Raw genomic sequence first — 18,681 nt, forward strand, 5'->3', positions numbered from 1 at the left:
ACCCCCTTCAAAGAAAGGAAAGAATATCGACTTAGGCACACTTCGATATATTATCATTTTGAATGGGTAGTGTCAAGGGTTAGTTCAAGTATTTCTATTAAGCAGACGAGCTTTTCATTAAATAAAAAAGAGATAGCACACCCCTAATCAAGTGGCTACCTCTTTCTCTATATTTAATTAATCAACAGCTACTGTTTCTTTTTCCAAATCTTCATCTAGAACGATAACCTCATTCGGGTTCGTGATTCGAATGTTACGGTATCTCGGCATACCTGTTCCTGCAGGAATCAGTTTACCGATGATAACATTCTCTTTCAAACCTAACAATTGGTCGACTTTCCCCTTAATTGCTGCATCCGTCAAGACACGTGTAGTCTCTTGGAAAGAAGCCGCAGATAAGAAGGAATCCGTTTCAAGGGAAGCTTTGGTGATACCGAGCAAGATTGGACGAGCAACCGCAGGCTCTGTGCCAGCGAACAAAGCAACTTTATTAGCTGCTTCATACTCATGAATATCAACAAATGAACCAGGTAGAAGCGTTGTATCACCCGCGTCAACGATGCGGATTTTACGTAACATTTGACGAACCATAACTTCAATATGTTTATCGTTAATTTCTACCCCTTGGTTACGATATACACGTTGTACTTCTTGAAGAATATAGTTCTGAACGCCGCGAATACCTTTGATGCGAAGCATTTCTTTCGGATCGATAGATCCGTCTGTCAGCTCATCACCAGCTTCAACTTGTTGATTCAACGAAACACGTACACGAGATCCGTAAGGAACTGCATATACTTTGGATTCCGCTTCACCTTGAACTTCAATTTCACGACGATCCTTAGCTTCACGAATCTCCTTAACGACACCGTCGATTTCGGAAATGATCGCTTGACCTTTCGGGTTACGTGCTTCGAAGAGCTCTTGAATACGCGGTAAACCTTGTGTAATATCGTCTCCGGCAACACCACCGGTATGGAACGTACGCATCGTCAACTGTGTTCCTGGCTCACCGATGGATTGCGCGGCAATAATACCAACTGCCTCACCAACCTCAACGAATTGACCAGTAGCCAAGTTACGACCATAACATTTCTTACAAACACCATGATTGGTGCGGCAGCTAAGTACAGAACGAATTTGAAGTTTCTCGATACCTGCTTCAATAATACGATCCGCAATACCAGATTCGATAAGCTCATTACGTTGTACGATCACTTCACCTGTTTGTGGATGACGAAGCGTTTCATATGCGTAGCGCCCTTCAATACGATCGTAAAGATCCTCAATAACCTCTTTACCGTCTTGAATTTTGCTAACCATAAAGCCTTTATCAGTTCCACAATCATCTTCACGAACGATAACATCTTGTGCTACGTCAACGAGACGACGAGTCAAGTAACCGGAATCCGCTGTACGAAGTGCTGTATCGGCAAGACCTTTACGCGCTCCGTGCGTGGAAATAAAGTATTCTAAGATTGTCAGACCTTCACGGAAGTTCGATTTAATCGGCAACTCCATAATTTTACCGGATGGATTCGCCATCAAACCACGCATACCGCCAAGCTGAGTAATCTGTGATTTGTTACCCCGTGCCTTGGATTCAACCATCATGGAAATAGAGTTGTATTTATCTAGGGATTTCATCAAAATCTCAGTGATTTCATCCTTCGCTTTACTCCAGATCGCAATAACGCGGTCGTAACGCTCTTCATCCGTAATCAAACCACGACGGTATTGGTTTGTAACTACGCGTACTTTCTCTTCACATTCTTTAAGAATGGCTACTTTTTCAGTAGGAACGACAACGTCAGAAACGGCTACAGTAATACCAGCTTTCGTTGAATACGTGAATCCAAGCTCTTTAATTTTATCAAGAATCATCGATGTTTGCGTAGTGTGGTACTTACGGAAACACTCGGCAATAATTGAACCTAAATACTCTTTACCTACCGCTTTGTTCTCATCACGTTCCAACATGATAGCTCTTAGATCTGCACCTTTTTCAAATACGAAGTGAGCATCTGGAATACCATTCAAAAGGTTCGTTTTGGTCGGCTCATTGATGAACGGGAAATCAGCTGGATAGATTTCGTTCATAATGATTTTACCGATTGTAGTGATCAACATAGCGTTTTGTTGCTTCTCTGTGAAACTTGTTTTGTTCAATGCTCTAGCAGGGATCGCAACACGAGCGTGTAGTGCCATTTTGCCCGATTGGTAGGAAGAAACTGCTTCATGAACGGTTCTAATGATAGAACCAGCACCTTTAGCGAATTTGTTATCCGTTGTTAAGTAGAAACTTCCCAGAACCATATCCTGTGAAGGTGTAACAACCGGCTTACCATCTTTCGGATTCAAAATATTACCCGATGCTAACATCAGCAAACGAGCTTCAGCTTGTGCTTCTGAGGACAATGGAACGTGAACGGCCATTTGGTCACCGTCGAAGTCAGCGTTGTAAGCTGTACAAACAAGCGGGTGAAGTTTAATAGCGCGGCCTTCAACCAGAATCGGTTCAAAAGCTTGAATACCCAATCTATGCAACGTAGGTGCACGGTTCAGAAGAACCGGGTGCTCCTTAATGACTTCTTCAAGAACATCCCAAACATCAGGACTTACGCGCTCAACTTTACGTTTCGCACTCTTGATGTTATGAGCCAAACCTTTATTTACAAGCTCTTTCATAACGAAAGGCTTGAACAATTCAAGTGCCATTTCCTTCGGAAGACCACATTGGTACATCTTCAGGTTAGGTCCTACTACGATAACGGAACGACCAGAGTAGTCAACACGTTTACCGAGCAAGTTTTGACGGAAACGACCTTGTTTACCTTTCAGCATATGGCTGAGGGATTTCAAAGGACGGTTACCCGGACCTGTTACCGGACGGCCGCGACGACCGTTATCGATCAATGCATCAACCGCTTCTTGAAGCATCCGTTTCTCATTTTGAACAATGATATCCGGTGCCCCTAGGTCGAGCAATCTTTTCAAACGATTGTTACGGTTAATAACACGGCGATAGAGATCATTCAAATCGGATGTCGCAAAACGACCGCCGTCAAGCTGTACCATCGGACGAAGCTCTGGAGGGATTACTGGAAGTACATCCAATACCATCCAACCAGGCAAGTTTTTGGAGTTACGGAATGCTTCCATAACTTCCAAACGCTTAATCGCACGGTTACGACGTTGACCTTGTGCAGTTTTGAGCTCTTCTTTGAGTGTATCTACTTCACGCTCGATATCGATATCGATAAGAAGCTTTTTGACAGCTTCTGCACCCATGCCTGCTTGGAAAGCATAGCCGTACTTCTCGCGATAGCTACGGTATTCTTTTTCAGACAAGAGTTGCTTCTTCTCAAGTGGTGTATCACCTGGATCCGTTACTACGTAGGATGCGAAGTAGATAATCTCTTCCAAAGATCTTGGAGACATATCCAGCGCAAGACCCATACGGCTAGGAATCCCTTTGAAGTACCAAATGTGTGAAACAGGAGCAGCAAGTTCAATGTGCCCCATGCGTTCACGACGTACTTTTTGACGGGTTACTTCAACGCCACAACGGTCACAAACAACGCCTTTATAGCGAACGCGTTTGTACTTACCGCAATGACATTCCCAATCTTTCGTAGGTCCGAAGATCTTTTCACAGAAAAGACCTTCTTTCTCAGGTTTTAAGGTTCTGTAGTTAATCGTTTCCGGCTTCTTTACTTCCCCACGGGACCAAGAGCGAATTTTATCGGGTGATGCCAAGCCGATTTTCATAAACTCGAAGTTGTTAACGTCCATCAAGGAGCAACCCTCCTTTAAGAAATTTAAACCCACTTTACAGTGAATCGTTCTCGTTCTAAAGCTATGTTACTATTCGTTGACTCCAAGCTCAGAGCCCTCGATGTTTAGGTTTAATTTATCGCTTGTCACTTCGTCGTCGTCATCAGCTTCACGCATTTCGATCTCTTCTTCGTCGCCAGATAGGATTTTAACATCCATACCTAAACTCTGAAGCTCTTTGATCAAAACTTTGAAAGATTCCGGAACGCCTGGTTCTGGAACATTCTCGCCTTTGACAATGGATTCGTACGTTTTCACACGGCCCACAACGTCATCTGACTTAACGGTAAGAATCTCTTGCAATGTATAAGCAGCTCCGTAAGCCTCGAGTGCCCATACCTCCATCTCCCCGAAACGTTGTCCACCGAACTGTGCTTTACCACCCAGCGGCTGCTGAGTAACAAGGGAGTAAGGTCCTGTGGAACGGGCATGGATTTTATCGTCAACCATGTGTGCAAGTTTGATCATGTACATAACGCCAACAGTTACTTCGCGTTCGAAGGACTCTCCTGTACGACCATCATACAGAATCGTTTTACCGCTACGTTGCATACCTGCTTCTTCCATGGCATCAAATACGTCATACTCACGCGCTCCATCGAATACCGGCGTTGCTGCATGGATACCTAAGTACTTGGAAGCCATACCTAAGTGAACTTCAAGTACTTGACCGATGTTCATCCGGGAAGGAACCCCTAGTGGATTCAAAACGACTTCAACCGGCGTACCATCTGGAAGGAAAGGCATATCTTCTTCAGGGAGAATGCGTGCTACTACCCCTTTGTTACCATGACGTCCTGCCATTTTGTCGCCTTCGGAAATTTTCCGTTTTTGAGCAATATAGACACGAACGAGTTGGTTTACACCAGGAGGCAGCTCATCGCCATTCTCACGCGTAAATACTTTCACATCAACAACGATACCATCTGTACCATGCGGTACGCGTAGGGACGTGTCACGAACCTCACGAGCCTTCTCACCGAAGATCGCGTGTAGCAATCTTTCTTCCGCCGTTAACTCAGTTACACCCTTCGGTGTTACTTTACCAACAAGGATATCGCCAGCGCCGATTTCGGCACCGACACGGATGATTCCGCGCTCATCAAGATTCTTAAGTGCGTCTTCCCCTACGTTCGGGATGTCGCGAGTAATTTCTTCAGGTCCAAGCTTCGTATCACGAGCTTCAGACTCGTATTCCTCAATATGAATGGAGGTATACACATCTTCTTTAACAAGCTTTTGGCTAAGCAAAATCGCATCCTCATAGTTGTAACCTTCCCAAGTCATGAAAGCTACGACTACGTTACGTCCAAGTGCCAATTCACCTTGTTCAGTTGATGGTCCATCAGCAAGAATATCTCCGGCTTTAATCAATTGACCTTTTTTAACAATCGGACGTTGATTAATGCACGTACCTTGGTTAGAACGCATAAATTTGTGAAGCTTATATTTCACGATGTTGCCACTAACTAGTTTGCCATCAACCATTTCTTGGCGACGCAACCAAATTTCATTCGCAGCAGCTTTCTCAATAATTCCATCAAATTTGGAGACAATACATACTCCTGAGTCCTTAGCAACCTTGTGCTCCATTCCTGTACCTACAAGCGGAGCTTTAGGGATAAGAAGTGGAACCGCTTGACGCTGCATGTTGGAACCCATTAACGCACGGTTGGAGTCATCGTTTTCAAGGAACGGAATTAACGCTGTTGCGACAGAAACAACCTGTTTCGGGGAAACGTCCATGTAATCGACACGTTCAACCGGAAGTGTTAAGTTGTCATCTTTGTAACGAACGATAATCGCATCTTCGACGAATTTATTTTCTTCCGTCAATTTCGCATTCGCTTGCGCGATTACGTAGTTATCTTCTTCATCTGCTGTTAGGTAAGCGATTTGATCAGTAACCAAACCTGTCTTCGGATCTACCCAACGGTACGGAGCTTCAATAAAGCCATACTCATTAATACGAGCAAACGTAGACAAGGAGTTGATCAAACCAATGTTCGGTCCCTCAGGCGTCTCAATTGGACACATACGGCCATAGTGAGAGTGATGCACGTCACGAACTTCCATCCCTGCGCGCTCTCTCGTCAAACCGCCGGGTCCTAGTGCAGACAGACGTCTCTTATGCGTCAATTCAGCAAGTGGATTCGTTTGGTCCATAAATTGAGATAGCTGTGAGCTACCGAAGAACTCTTTGATCGACGCGATAACAGGACGAATATTAATCAACGCTTGAGGCGTGATCACGTTAGCGTCTTGAATCGACATACGCTCACGAACAACACGTTCCATACGGGATAGACCGATACGGAATTGATTTTGAAGCAATTCACCTACAGAACGAAGTCGACGGTTACCAAGATGGTCAATATCATCCGTATTCCCAATACCATGAAGTAAGTTAATAAAGTAGTTAATGGATGAGATGATATCGGCAGGCGTGATGTTTTTAACAGCTTTATCAATAACACCGTTAGAAATAACCTTAACTACCTTACCTTCTTCTGTTGGTGAGTAAACATTAATGCACTGAACAGGGATGGTATCCGCGCCAGTTACACCTTTAGGAATCGTAAACTCTTTATATCCTGCACCTTTTTCGATAAAAGGAAGGATTTCATCTAGCACACGACGATCCAATAATTGTCCAGCTTCAGCAATGATTTCTCCCGTTTCGGAATCCACCAAAGTTTCAGCCAAGCGTTGATTGAACAAACGGTTTTTGATGTGTAATTTTTTGTTGATTTTATAGCGACCTACGTTTGCCAAATCGTAACGCTTCGGATCAAAGAAACGAGCAACGATCAAGCTTCTTGCATTATCAAGCGTAGGCGGCTCACCTGGACGAAGACGCTCATAGATTTCGATTAACGCTTTTTCCGTAGAATCCGTGTTATCTTTATCTAGCGTGTTACGAATATATTCGTTATCGCCTAGCAGATCTAGAATCTCAGCATCTGTACCAAACCCTAATGAACGAAGCAATACGGTAACTGGAATTTTACGCGTGCGATCAATACGAACATAGATAATATCTTTCGCATCTGTCTCAAGTTCCAGCCATGCTCCACGGTTAGGAATCACTGTAGCTGTGTAAGTTTTTTTGCCGTTTTTATCCACTTTCGTGCTATAATAAACACTGGGAGAACGAACGAGCTGGGAGACGATTACACGCTCCGCACCGTTAATAATGAACGTTCCCGTATCAGTCATAATAGGGAAATCTCCCATGAACACTTCTTGTTCCTTGACCTCACCGGTTTCCTTATTAATCAAACGGACTTTGACTCTTAACGGCGCCGCATACGTTACGTCGCGTTCTTTGGACTCATCAACGGAATACTTAGGATCGCCTAAGCTATAGTCAATGAACTCCAGTACTAGGTTCCCTGTAAAATCCTGAATCGGGGAGATATCCTGAAACATCTCACGAAGTCCCTCTTCCAAAAACCACTCATACGATTTTTGCTGGATTTCAATCAGGTTTGGAATGCCCAGAACCTCATTAATTCGTGCATAAGTCCTGCGTTTACGTCGTCCAAATTGAACAAGATGTCCCGCCAACTTTCATTCACCCCTCAACTCTACTCAATAAATAAAAAGAAAGAAGAAAAACTTCGACCGACGTACACTCAGGACGCCTCCGTTATTGGAGCCCGTCCGAATTAAGCGACTGTATGGATGAAGGTTTTTTTCTGTATTCAATAACTGTATCAAGATTTTCTTCCCATCCTGTTAGAATTTCCCAAAATTCAAACATTATACGTTATGGGTATAAATTCCATGCATAAAGGCTGAAAAAAAGACTTGACATTTTTACTAACTAAAGACATGTGTCCCATCTTAATACTGACATTTTTTAATAATATCACATTTGAAATGTCAAGTCAAACAAATTCCCACGAATATTCGCCGGAGACTTACTTCGTCGCCTTAAGAATGCGGTAGCCTTTGTCTTTCGAAACCTCCACCACTTCACTATATATGGTTTCCAGTTTCTTCACTGCCGACGGAGCTCCTTGCTTCTTCTGGATGACAACCCATAGGGAGCCTCCATCTTTCAAACAATCGTATGCATCCACAAAAATTCGATGAACCGTTTCTTTCCCCGCACGAATCGGCGGATTGGTCAGAACCGCATCAAACTGCTTATCTTTCACCTGTTCCAACAGATCGCTCTGTATAACGGTGACATTGGTAATCCCATTTCTTCGCGCATTCTCCAGCGATAGTTCGACTGCTCTTTCATTGATGTCGACCATTGTCACATGTCCTTTCGGACACATCACTGCTGCACTTAGACCCATCGGCCCGTAGCCACAACCCACATCGAGAACACTATCATTTTCCGATAGTTCCAACGTTTCTATTAAATGCTTACTTCCATAATCGACACCTTTTTTCGAAAACACACCCGCATCCGTTAGAAAAGTAAATGTCTTACCTCGAAGTATTTCCTGCGTTGTATGGACATCACTTTTAACGGTCGGCTTTTGTGTGTAGTAATGCTCTGACACGTTTGAATTCCCTCCTTTTCTACCTATAGGAAAAACAAATAACCACGTGCGTTTCTAAGGCTTTCCTAAGGGTACAAACTTAGGCACAACAAACGGCAACACCGCCGTTCATATCCTGTGAAACTATACATACTTAAATGTTGAAAAAAACCTCTTGAAGTCAAGCTTCAAGAGGTTTCCTAAGAAAAAGAAATTACTTAACTTCTACGGAAGCGCCAGCTTCAGTAAGCTTAGCTTTAACAGCGTCTGCTTCTTCTTGGCTAACTTTTTCTTTAACTGCTTTTGGAGCTCCGTCAACAAGGTCTTTCGCTTCTTTCAGGCCAAGACCTGTGATTTCGCGAACTACTTTGATTACGTTGATTTTGGATGCGCCAGCGCTTGTCAAGATAACGTCAAACTCAGTTTGAGCTTCTTCAACTGCTACTGCTGCGCCGCCGCCTGCTGCTACTGGAGCTGCTGCTGTTACGCCAAACTCTTCTTCAATTGCTTTAACCAGGTCGTTCAATTCCAAGATTGTCATGCCTTTGATTGCTTCTAGGATAGTTGCATTTGTGCTCATGGTTAAACCTCCATTATCATTAATAAATTAGTTTTTTTGTTTGTAAAACAGGGAGTGCGTTAAAATTAAGCTTGACCTTCAGCTTCTTTTTTCTCAGCAACTGCTTTAACAGCAAGTGCAAAGTTACGAACTGGAGCTTGAAGAACGCTAAGCAACATGGAGAGAAGACCATCTCTGGATGGAAGTTCTGCAAGTGCTTTAATTTGATCGTATCCAACTACGCGGCCTTCAACCACGCCACCTTTTACGCTCAATTTATCATTCTTTTTCGCAAATTCAGTCAAAATTTTCGCTGGAGCAACTAGATCGTCTTTGCTGAAAGCAATAGCAGTTGGACCAGTTAGAAACTCATCCAATGCGCTTAGTTCAGCGTTAGCCGATGCGCGTCTAGCCAACGAGTTCTTGAGAACTACGAATTCAATACCAGCTTCGCGCAAGCTTTTGCGTAGCTGTGTTACTTGAGCTACGTTCAAACCGCGGTAGTCCGCTATGATTGTAGAAGCACTAGCTTTAAACTTCTCAGTCACTTCGGCCACTGCTTGTTCTTTCTCTGCAAGAATTTTCGCGTTTGCCATAGTACACCTCACTTCTTATGCATTTATCTTTCAAGATCGCAAACAGTAGGAGCATTAGCATTTCTTATCTATGAATAAGAAATGCCTTCGTAGACGCTACGAAGGCATGATGTGTTCACTTTTTCCCTGATGTACAAAGAAATCGTTATATATATCATAACACCTCGGTAGGAAATTAAGCTGTTCAGCACCTACTGTCTACGGTTTGCATATTCATTTTTAGGACCTTTGATAGAGTATCACGCCCAGCAACCGAAGTCAACTGGTAGCTTTTACTTATCTGAAGGATGACAGGTTCACACGTACGCTTGGACCCATTGTCGAGGATACAGCAATGTTCTTAAGGTAAACACCTTTAGCCGCTGCTGGTTTCGCACGAACAAGTGCATCAACTAATGCTTTGAAGTTTTCGTTCAACTTGTCTGCATCGAAAGATACTTTACCAAGTGGAGCATGGATTTGGCCTGCTTTATCAAGACGGTATTCGATTTTACCAGCTTTGATCTCTTGAACAGCTTTAGTAACGTCGAAAGTAACTGTTCCTGCTTTAGGGTTTGGCATTAAACCTTTACCCCCGAGGATACGACCCAGTTTACCAACTTCGCTCATCATGTCCGGAGTAGCTACGCAAACATCGAACTCGAACCAACCTTGTTGAATTTTGTTGATCATATCTGCATCACCAACAAAATCTGCACCAGCTGCTTCAGCCTCTTTTGCTTTCTCGCCTTTTGCAAATACGAGAACGCGTTTTGTTTTACCAGTACCGTGTGGAAGTACGACAACACCACGAACAGCCTGATCTTGTTTTCTTGGGTCTACACCCAGACGAACTGCAACATCTACAGTTTCATCGAATTTAGCAGGAGCTGTTTTCTTAACAAGCTCGATTGCTTCTGACGGATCATACAAAGTTTCAGCATTAACAAGCTGAGCTACTTCGCGGTATTTTTTACCGTGTTTAGGCATAATATTTATCCTCCTTAGTGGTATTAGCGGATAATCCTCCCACCGAGCGACTTCCATGTTTTCGTAGAAAACACTTCTGTAGGCATCGAGCCTACGCAGTCGCATTCCTTGCGGAATTAATCTTCGATGACGATTCCCATGCTGCGAGCAGTACCTTCAACCATACGCATTGCAGCCTCAACGGATGCAGCATTTAGGTCAGGCATTTTTTGTTCAGCGATTTCGCGAACTTTAGCGCGTTTCACAGTTGCAACTTTCTTCTTGTTCGGTTCACCTGATCCTTTTTCGATACCAGCAACGACGCGAAGAAGAACTGCAGCCGGAGGCGTTTTAGTGATGAATGTAAAGGAACGGTCTTCGAAAACTGTGATTTCAACTGGAATGATTAGACCAACTTGATCAGCAGTACGAGCGTTAAACTCTTTACAGAAAGCCATGATGTTCACACCTGCTTGACCCAATGCTGGACCGATCGGTGGTGCTGGATTTGCTTTCGCAGCTTGAACTTGAAGCTTCACGATTTTAATAACCTTTTTTGCCATGATAGACACCTCCTTGCAGTAATATAGGAGTCTTCGACGAATCAAAGCCTCGCTATTCAGGAAACTAATGCGATCCCACTAACGTAGGTCTATCCCAAGGAATAGACCTGGTAGAGCCTTTTGGTTGTCACGTTCTTAGAGTTTCTCTACTTGGTCGAAATCGAGCTCAAGCGGTGTTTCTCTTCCGAACATGTTGACATGTACCTTCAGTTTACCCTTATCGGCAATAATCTCTTCGACAGAGCCGACAAAGTTTGCAAATGGACCCACCTTGACGCGTACGGTTTCTTTCAGTTCGAAGTCAATTACTTCCTTCGGTTCTTCCATTCCCATATGCTTCAGAATCGATTCAACTTCCTCAGGTAACAATGCAGTTGGTTTAGAGCCGGATCCTGTAGAACCTACAAATCCAGTCACTCCTGGCGTATTACGTACTACGTACCAAGAGTCGTCCGTTTGAATCATTTCCACGAGAACATACCCTGGATAAACTTTACGCATAACGACTTTTTTCTTGCCGTCTTTGTTTACCAGTTCTTCTTCCATAGGCACAAGCACACGGAAGATCTTGTCCGTCATTTCCATAGACTCAACGCGCTTCTCTAAGTTGGCTTTCACTTTGTTCTCATACCCTGAATAGGTATGTACGACGTACCATCTTTTTTCCATGAATAAATTCACCTATAGTCCTGTTTATTTAAAAACAAGGCGCAGCAACTCAGAAATTCCTAGATCCAGCACAAAAAAATAAATAGCAACAAAAGTTACTGTACCTATAACGACAAGCGTATAAGTAGTCATCTCTTTGCGACTTGGCCACTTGACCTTTTTGAGTTCTGACCAACTGTCGGTGAAGAAGGAAAAAGTGGATCCGAAGCTTTGTCTCATTCTAGCCAAGAACGCCACAAACTACACCTCCAAAGAACTACCTAGTCTCGCGATGAGCAGTATGTTCATTGCAAAATTTGCAATATTTCTTCAACTCAATACGGTCGGGATTGTTGCGCTTATTTTTAGTGGATGCATAGTTTCTTTGTTTGCAATTTGTGCACGCTAATGTGATGATGACCCGCATGATGTACACCTCCTACAGACACTTTCTAATTAAAGCCCTTCTAAGCGCATCAAAAAGAAAGCGACTTTTAGGGCTACCTGAAACACTTTATCACAACTGTCCCCCGAGTGTCAAGGTAGAAGTCTCACAAATGCAAGAGTATCACCAGTATAGGCTCTCCCGAGGGTTACTAAACATACTTAGAAAGAAAAACACCCGTACAGCTCATGCGGCACGGGCATTTCTATAAATCTCTGACTTCCAAATACCGCTCAAGCTTGCGCTTAACACGTTGGAGAGCATTGTCAATTGACTTCACATGGCGATCGAGATCCACAGCAATTTCTTGATAGGATCTGCCATCGAGATAGAGCATCAGCACTCTACGCTCTAAGTCACTTAAAATTTCTCCCATTTTATCTTCAAGTCCCGTAAACTCTTCTTGATTAATAACCAATTCCTCGGGATCTGTTACCCGGGAGCCGCTAATAACATCGAGCAGTGTACGATCAGAATCTTCATCATAGATGGGCTTATCCAGTGACACGTAGGAATTAAGAGGTATATGCTTTTGACGAGTTGCTGTCTTAATCGCCGTGATGATCTGCCGCGTGATACACAGTTCAGCAAAGGCTTTGAATGAAGCAAGCTTGTCTCCTCGGAAGTCGCGGATAGATTTATATAAACCTATCATGCCTTCCTGCACAATATCTTCTCGGTCTGCACCTATCAAAAAATAAGAACGCGCTTTAGCACGTACGAAATTCTTATATTTGTTGATAAGATATTCCAAAGCTTCGCTACTGCCTTCACGGACTGCTTCGACAATGTCTTCATCTGGCTTGAGGTCATAATCATACATTCTCAGTTCTTTGAGGTCGACACTCACCAACAATCCCTCCGGCCTGCAAGACTACCCAGATTTCACTATAAAAGTTAGGTTAAGTATACATGATGAAATCTCACACCGTCAACGGGGAACCCCACCATTTCTAGCATTTGGAGGATTTACTCCCCTCTTCGCCATCGTTCTAACTTCGCTTTCATCTCGTCACTCAGCTTGCCTCCGAACGGATTCCGTTTGGTTGTCGTCTCTGTTACTATGCGTTCACGAACATCTTTACGGTTCTGTTTAATTTTCACAAGCAACTCTTTCGCGGGCATGCGAAGCGCTCCCTTGCCAAATATGACATGCTGCTCAATCATATCCGAGGTCGCCACGAATATTTCCTTACGCCTTCCCATCAGATTCGTAACCAATCGCTCGATTCTTTCATCTGCGGTTTCTTTCTCCTTGGTATAGAGCACCGCCAGTTTATTCTGCACATATTTCTTGCCTAGCCCAGGTACCATGTAGGCATCGAAGACCAGATAGACTTTCATACCTGAAAAAGATTGAAATTCCGCAAGCATATGGATCAGACCGTCACGTGCACCTTCAAGATCGGTATCCTTTAATTTACTTAACTCAGGCCAGGCGCCGATAATGTTGTAGCCATCTACAATTAGGATCTGTTCCATCCCATTTAGCTCTTATTGCGCTGTCTTACCACTTCATACATCAATACACCCGCGGCAACAGAGGCATTCAACGAATTAACATGCCCGGCCATTGGCAGCTTGACTAAGAAGTCGCATCTTTCTTTAATGAGTCGACCCACACCTTTACCCTCGTTTCCAATAACCAAAGCAATCGGAATCGTAAAGTTGGCTTTGTATACATCTTGAGCTGCAGTAACATCCGTACCTGCAACCCACACACCTTGTTCTTTTAATTGCTCAATCGTTTGCGAAATATTCGTCACACGTGCCACCGGCACATACTCAACTGCGCCTGCCGAAGTTTTGGAAACTGTTGCAGTTAGCCCTACAGAGCGGCGTTTCGGTATAATCACACCATGAACCCCCGTACAATCGGCTGTACGCAGAATGGACCCCAGGTTATGCGGATCTTCAATTTCATCGAGTATTAAAATGAAGGGTTCTTGCCCTAGCGCTTTCGCCTTGGCTAAGATATCTTCAACCTCCACGTAGGCATATGCAGCAACTTGTGCAACAACACCTTGATGTTGGAGCCCCTCTGCCATTTGGTCCAGCTTACGCTTGTCCGTAAATTGTACAATAATCCCTAGATTTTTGGCTTCTGCCACAATCGGCCCTGCGAATTGCTTCTGAGCACCCTCGGCAATCCATATTTTATTAATTGTCCGTCCGGCACGAAGCGCCTCCAATACGGAGTGCTTCCCACCGATAATATCTTCATCCATCCTAATTCCTCCTAAAAGTACGTGCACATGCTTGTCTATTTCTGTTTATCATTAAACGTGATTGCGAAATCTAAAATCTCTTTCAATCGTTCAAAGGATTGCTTGTAATATAAATATCCGATTAAGCACTCAAACGCGGTGCTGTGCCGGTATTCCAGCACATCCGCGTTTTTGGCTGTTGTTCCTGACTTGGCATTACGCCCCCGCTTCACGATGTCCACTTCTTCTTCCGTTAGTGTGGGCATCAAAGCCGTCAATAATTTGGACTGCGCTTTAGCAGACACAAAACCTGTTGACGCCTTATGCAAATGATTAGGCCGATGATTCGCCCCGGAGATGACATATTGTCGGATGTAGACTTCATACACCGCATCCCCAATATATGCCAGCACTAATGGATTTAATAAATGCGGACTTTTCGATGGTGGGAAGGAAAACAAGTTAGCAGCATCCAGATTTATTTCGGTCATTTGCGGCGCCAGCGTATGCCTTGCGGTGTATCTTCAAGGAATATCCCTTTCTCCGTTAGCAAATCACGAATTTCATCCGCGCGCGCCCAGTTCTTGGATTTCCGTGATTCCGTACGTTCAACAATCAACTGCTCGATCTCTTCATCCAGCAATTCATCCCCCTGTTGTGAAAGAATGCCAAGCGTTGCATCGAATACTTCTAGCTGCTCCATGAAGAGTTTCAGTGCTTCCGCATGTACCCGCTCCTCTTGCAAGTACAAGTTCGCTTCCGCAACGAGATCGAATACCGCGGTAATCGCATCCGGCGTATTGAAATCATCATTCATTTTATCCACAAATTGTTTCGAAATCGCCTGCAGTTTATCTGCAATTCCCGAATCAACTTCGCCAGTTGCAGATGCCGTAGCTAATCGGTGCTTCATATTATCATAAGCATTTTGAATCCGCTCCAACGCATTCGCTGCTTGCTTTAAACTCTCATCACTGAAATTAAGCGGATTCCGATAGTGAGCGGATAACATGAAGAAACGGAATACTTGCGGTTTAATTTGTTTAACGAGATCTCGAATTAAAATACCATTTCCGAGTGATTTCGACATTTTCTCATTATCAATATTTAAAAAAGCATTGTGTAACCAATAATTGGCCATTGGATGACCGGTTACCGCCTCGGTTTGAGCAATCTCACATTCATGATGAGGGAACGTTAAATCTTGCCCGCCTCCATGAATATCAATCGTTTCACCCAAATATTTGCGCACCATTGCAGAGCACTCAATATGCCATCCTGGGCGGCCTTGGCCCCAAGGGCTATCCCAATAAATCTCACCTGGTTTCGCCGCTTTCCATAGAACAAAGTCCTGAGGATTCTCTTTACGCTCATCCACCTCAACACGAATTCCATGCTGTAGCTCTTCCAAATTTTGCTTAGAGAGTTTGCCGTAATCCGTGAATTTCAGCGTTCTATAATACACATCACCACGAGCTTCGTATGCGAAATCCTTCTCTACCAGTGCAGCAATGAAATCGATGATTTCTTGAATATTCTCCGTTACCCGTGGATTCAATGTCGCCTCATGAACACCCAGCGTGGAGATATCCTCCAAAAAAGCTGCGATAAAGGTTTCAGCAAGTTCAGGGACGGAGACCGCCATCTCCTCGGCTTTGCGAATCATTTTATCATCCACATCAGTAAAGTTCGTAATATAGTTGACTTCATACTGCTGCGATTCCAAATAACGACGAACCACGTCGAAAAATATAACAGGACGTCCGTTGCCAATATGAATATAGTTGTATACGGTTGGACCACATACGTACATCTTCACTTTGCCTGGTTCAATCGGAACAAACTCTTCCTTCTTGCGCGTTAAGGTATTATATACTTTGAGTGTCATGTTCTCCTCAATTCTCCATTCTGTTTCCGTTCTTCTTCCAATTGGAATTTCAAGTCATTAATTTGATTCTGTAATTCTTGGAAAATATCGACGATCGGATCTGGCAAATTACCATGATCTAATCTATTCACACGGACACCGTCTCGCTTCACAAGCTTAGCAGGAATCGTAACGACTGTGCTATTGCTAGGAACCTCCTGAATCACGACTGCATTAGAGCCAATACGCGAGTTCTCACCAACGAGGAACGACCCGAGAATTTTGGCACCGGAACCAATAACTACATTATTACCAATTGTTGGGTGTCTCTTACCTTTCTCTTTTCCGGTTCCACCTAAAGTTACACCTTGGTACAAGATCACATCATCCCCGATCTCGCAGGTTTCCCCGATGACAACACCCATCCCATGGTCAATAAATAACCTTCTGCCAATTGTTGCTCCTGGATGGATTTCGATGCCTGTCATGAATCGGCTTATTTGAGAAACGATACGTGCTAGCGTATACATCTTTCTTGTATAAAACCAATGTCCAATCCGATGCGACCAAATCGCATGAAGTCCCGAATACGTAAAAACAACCTCAAACCAACTGCGCGCTGCGGGGTCGTTATCGAATACGGCGGATATATCAGATTTGATCGTTGACCACATATACTCACCTTCTTGCCTAGAATGATGTTGGTAAAAATAAAAAAAGCCCCTGCAGCCCTAAGGCTGCAGAGGCGTGGTTATCGCGGTTCCACTCTGCTTGGTGACTCGGAAGTCTCCCAACTCAAACCCTTAACGTGGGTGTTCCGGCTGCGCCTACCCTACTCTGGGTGAGTATTCGGCGCGGCTGCTCCCAGGTGCATTTCTGATTACAAGGATTGGATAACTCACAGCCAAAGCCTCACGGCCTTGATTATCCTCTCTGACAAATCCTCACGGAACCATACTCTCCTGATCATAGCATTTCGTATTCTATTTACGTTAAGTATAGCGAAAAGAACCTCGCTTTACAATAAGCTCTGAAGGCGTGAAACAACTTTTTCTTTCCCAAGCAGGAAAAGGGAGACATTCAGATCCGGCCCATGGACTTGACCTGTCAATGCGGAGCGAACAGACATGAACAGCTGCTTCCCTTTGAAGCCAGTTTCCTTCTGTACCGCTTTAAGCAACGCCGGCATCCCTTCAACCGTGAAAGCTTCTGCTTGCTGAACTTGAGCTAAGAAGCTCGTCAACACGACAGGGACATGTTCTTCTTTCAATACAGCCGATGCTTCTTCGTCGATGACCAGTTCTTCTTTGTAGAAGAGGCTCGACAATTCTACAATCTCAGCCGCGAAGCGCATGCGATCTTGATTAAGGCCAACAAGTGCTTCTACCCATTGTTGCGCAGCTGCGTCCAAGTCGCCTTGAATGTAGCCCGCTTTGCGTAGATGCGGAACGCAAAGGTCAACGATACGGGAGAGTGGCTCCTTTTTGATATAAGCGTTATTCATCCAATTCAATTTATCCATGTCAAACACAGCAGGACTCTTCGATACGCGATCTAGGTCAAACTGGGCAATCAATTCTTCCTTCGTGAACATCTCTTCTTCTCCACCAGGTGACCAACCAAGCAGCGCAATAAAGTTCAGCACCGCTTCTGGCAGGTAACCAAGCTCTTTGTACTGTTCGATAAACTGAATGATCGACTCATCCCGTTTACTCATCTTTTTACGATCCGTATTTAAAATCAAGGATAAATGCGCGAACTCGGGAATCGGCATATCCAGGGCTTCGTACATCAGAACTTGTCTTGGCGTATTGGATAGATGTTCTTCCCCACGAATAACCAAGTTGATTTTCATCAAATGATCATCCACAATGACGGCAAAGTTGTAGGTAGGGATCCCATCTGGACGCGCGATAATGAAATCGCCAATTCCATTGGAATCGAATTCCACATGTTCGCGAACTTTGTCTTCGATGGCAATGATGCGATCAGCTGGCACACGGAAACGCGTTGAAGGCACACGGCCTTCCGCTTCGTACGCAGCGATTTGCTCAGGCGTCAAGTTCCGGCATTTGCCTGAATAGCCGCCCATTTCACCGCTAGCTTCTTGTTCAGCGCGCTCTTGCTCTAAATCAGCTTCCGAGCAATAGCAACCGTAGGCGTGACCGCTCCCCAACAGTTTATCTAGGTATGTCTTGTAGATATCAAGTCTCTCCATCTGACGGTAAGGACCGTAAGGGCCGCCGATATCCACACTTTCATCCCATTCTAGTCCAAGCCATCTCAGACCATTCAACTGGTCTTCGATACCAGACTCCTTGTGACGGGTTTGATCTGTATCTTCAAAGCGCACAACAAATGCGCCACCGTTCTTACGAGCTAATAGATAATCAAACAGCGCGGTACGGGCACCGCCGATATGTAAATGTCCAGTCGGACTAGGTGCATAACGCACGCGTAAAGGCTGACTCATCGTTGTATCCCCTTTTCTTCTTCCATGCATGAATAT

Annotated in this window: 17 protein-coding genes and 1 other annotated feature; all 17 genes read right to left on the minus strand. The window is 44.2% G+C overall.

The window, feature by feature from the left end:
• Positions 1 to 177: 177 nt before the first annotated feature.
• The 17 genes from rpoC to gltX all read right to left on the minus strand — a co-directional run bounded on the left by rpoC (position 178) and on the right by gltX (position 18,645).
• The gene (rpoC, locus tag HQN88_RS36050; protein WP_173121285.1) at positions 178 to 3,798 is read right to left on the minus strand and encodes a DNA-directed RNA polymerase subunit beta'; all 3,621 of its coding nucleotides are present in this window, start codon (positions 3,796 to 3,798) and stop codon (positions 178 to 180) included.
• A gap of 69 nt (positions 3,799 to 3,867) precedes the next feature.
• A complete protein-coding gene (gene rpoB / locus HQN88_RS36055) occupies positions 3,868 to 7,407 on the minus strand; it encodes a DNA-directed RNA polymerase subunit beta (protein WP_056618311.1) in 3,540 nt (1,179 codons plus the stop codon).
• Between the two features lie 356 nt (positions 7,408 to 7,763).
• Positions 7,764 to 8,360, minus strand: coding sequence for a class I SAM-dependent methyltransferase (locus tag HQN88_RS36060; protein ID WP_173121286.1), 597 nt, complete (start codon positions 8,358 to 8,360; stop codon positions 7,764 to 7,766).
• Between the two features lie 193 nt (positions 8,361 to 8,553).
• Complete coding sequence (gene rplL / locus HQN88_RS36065; RefSeq protein ID WP_057313458.1) at positions 8,554 to 8,919, minus strand: 50S ribosomal protein L7/L12; 366 nt, start codon at positions 8,917 to 8,919, stop codon at positions 8,554 to 8,556.
• Positions 8,920 to 8,984: 65 nt separating this feature from the next.
• On the minus strand, positions 8,985 to 9,494 hold the full coding sequence (gene rplJ, locus HQN88_RS36070; protein ID WP_173121287.1) for a 50S ribosomal protein L10: 510 nt from the start codon (positions 9,492 to 9,494) through the stop codon (positions 8,985 to 8,987).
• 68 nt (positions 9,495 to 9,562) lie between these two features.
• Positions 9,563 to 9,716, minus strand: a sequence feature (ribosomal protein L10 leader region).
• Between the two features lie 54 nt (positions 9,717 to 9,770).
• Complete coding sequence (gene rplA, locus HQN88_RS36075) at positions 9,771 to 10,463, minus strand: 50S ribosomal protein L1 (protein ID WP_028557507.1); 693 nt, start codon at positions 10,461 to 10,463, stop codon at positions 9,771 to 9,773.
• Positions 10,464 to 10,579: 116 nt separating this feature from the next.
• Positions 10,580 to 11,005: a 50S ribosomal protein L11 gene (rplK, locus tag HQN88_RS36080; RefSeq protein WP_028557508.1), complete on the minus strand. Its 426-nt coding sequence runs from the start codon at positions 11,003 to 11,005 to the stop codon at positions 10,580 to 10,582.
• 135 nt (positions 11,006 to 11,140) lie between these two features.
• Entirely contained in the window at positions 11,141 to 11,674 is a 534-nt protein-coding gene (nusG, locus tag HQN88_RS36085) for a transcription termination/antitermination protein NusG (RefSeq protein ID WP_028557509.1), read from the minus strand.
• Positions 11,675 to 11,698: 24 nt separating this feature from the next.
• A complete protein-coding gene (secE, locus tag HQN88_RS36090) occupies positions 11,699 to 11,911 on the minus strand; it encodes a preprotein translocase subunit SecE (protein ID WP_047683213.1) in 213 nt (70 codons plus the stop codon).
• Positions 11,912 to 11,930: 19 nt separating this feature from the next.
• On the minus strand, positions 11,931 to 12,080 hold the full coding sequence (gene rpmG / locus HQN88_RS36095; RefSeq protein WP_079418041.1) for a 50S ribosomal protein L33: 150 nt from the start codon (positions 12,078 to 12,080) through the stop codon (positions 11,931 to 11,933).
• A 223-nt stretch (positions 12,081 to 12,303) separates the two neighbouring features.
• Complete coding sequence (sigH, locus tag HQN88_RS36100) at positions 12,304 to 12,948, minus strand: RNA polymerase sporulation sigma factor SigH (RefSeq protein WP_028557511.1); 645 nt, start codon at positions 12,946 to 12,948, stop codon at positions 12,304 to 12,306.
• Between the two features lie 119 nt (positions 12,949 to 13,067).
• Complete coding sequence (locus HQN88_RS36105; protein ID WP_173121289.1) at positions 13,068 to 13,580, minus strand: NYN domain-containing protein; 513 nt, start codon at positions 13,578 to 13,580, stop codon at positions 13,068 to 13,070.
• Between the two features lie 5 nt (positions 13,581 to 13,585).
• Positions 13,586 to 14,326, minus strand: a complete 741-nt coding sequence (gene rlmB / locus HQN88_RS36110; protein ID WP_056618335.1) for a 23S rRNA (guanosine(2251)-2'-O)-methyltransferase RlmB — start codon at positions 14,324 to 14,326, stop codon at positions 13,586 to 13,588.
• A gap of 35 nt (positions 14,327 to 14,361) precedes the next feature.
• Positions 14,362 to 14,796 (minus strand): Mini-ribonuclease 3, encoded by a 435-nt coding sequence (locus HQN88_RS36115; RefSeq protein ID WP_173121291.1) that lies wholly within the window; start codon positions 14,794 to 14,796, stop codon positions 14,362 to 14,364.
• Positions 14,793 to 16,193 (minus strand): cysteine--tRNA ligase, encoded by a 1,401-nt coding sequence (gene cysS, locus HQN88_RS36120; protein ID WP_173121293.1) that lies wholly within the window; start codon positions 16,191 to 16,193, stop codon positions 14,793 to 14,795. The genes HQN88_RS36115 and cysS overlap by 4 nt, the downstream gene beginning before the upstream one ends.
• Complete coding sequence (gene cysE / locus HQN88_RS36125; RefSeq protein ID WP_173121295.1) at positions 16,190 to 16,846, minus strand: serine O-acetyltransferase; 657 nt, start codon at positions 16,844 to 16,846, stop codon at positions 16,190 to 16,192. Before cysE ends, cysS begins: the two co-directional genes overlap by 4 nt.
• Before the next feature lie 344 nt (positions 16,847 to 17,190).
• On the minus strand, positions 17,191 to 18,645 hold the full coding sequence (gene gltX, locus HQN88_RS36130; protein ID WP_173121297.1) for a glutamate--tRNA ligase: 1,455 nt from the start codon (positions 18,643 to 18,645) through the stop codon (positions 17,191 to 17,193).
• Between the last annotated feature and the right edge of the window lie 36 nt (positions 18,646 to 18,681).

Source organism: Paenibacillus qinlingensis, from assembly GCF_013204845.1.
In the GTDB taxonomy this organism is placed as follows: Bacteria; Bacillota; Bacilli; order Paenibacillales; family NBRC-103111; genus Paenibacillus_E; species Paenibacillus_E qinlingensis.

Coding starts and splice junctions, on each gene's coding strand:
- rplJ (WP_173121287.1), bottom strand. CDS start 9,494: ATGGCAAACGCGAAAATTCTTGCAGAGAAAGAACAAGCAGTGGCCGAA.
- cysS (WP_173121293.1), bottom strand. CDS start 16,193: ATGACACTCAAAGTATATAATACCTTAACGCGCAAGAAGGAAGAGTTT.
- cysE (WP_173121295.1), bottom strand. CDS start 16,846: ATGTGGTCAACGATCAAATCTGATATATCCGCCGTATTCGATAACGAC.
- gltX (WP_173121297.1), bottom strand. CDS start 18,645: ATGAGTCAGCCTTTACGCGTGCGTTATGCACCTAGTCCGACTGGACAT.
- rplL (WP_057313458.1), bottom strand. CDS start 8,919: ATGAGCACAAATGCAACTATCCTAGAAGCAATCAAAGGCATGACAATC.
- nusG (WP_028557509.1), bottom strand. CDS start 11,674: ATGGAAAAAAGATGGTACGTCGTACATACCTATTCAGGGTATGAGAAC.
- rplA (WP_028557507.1), bottom strand. CDS start 10,463: ATGCCTAAACACGGTAAAAAATACCGCGAAGTAGCTCAGCTTGTTAAT.
- rpmG (WP_079418041.1), bottom strand. CDS start 12,080: ATGCGGGTCATCATCACATTAGCGTGCACAAATTGCAAACAAAGAAAC.
- HQN88_RS36105 (WP_173121289.1), bottom strand. CDS start 13,580: ATGGAACAGATCCTAATTGTAGATGGCTACAACATTATCGGCGCCTGG.
- HQN88_RS36115 (WP_173121291.1), bottom strand. CDS start 14,796: ATGACCGAAATAAATCTGGATGCTGCTAACTTGTTTTCCTTCCCACCA.
- rlmB (WP_056618335.1), bottom strand. CDS start 14,326: ATGGATGAAGATATTATCGGTGGGAAGCACTCCGTATTGGAGGCGCTT.
- rplK (WP_028557508.1), bottom strand. CDS start 11,005: ATGGCAAAAAAGGTTATTAAAATCGTGAAGCTTCAAGTTCAAGCTGCG.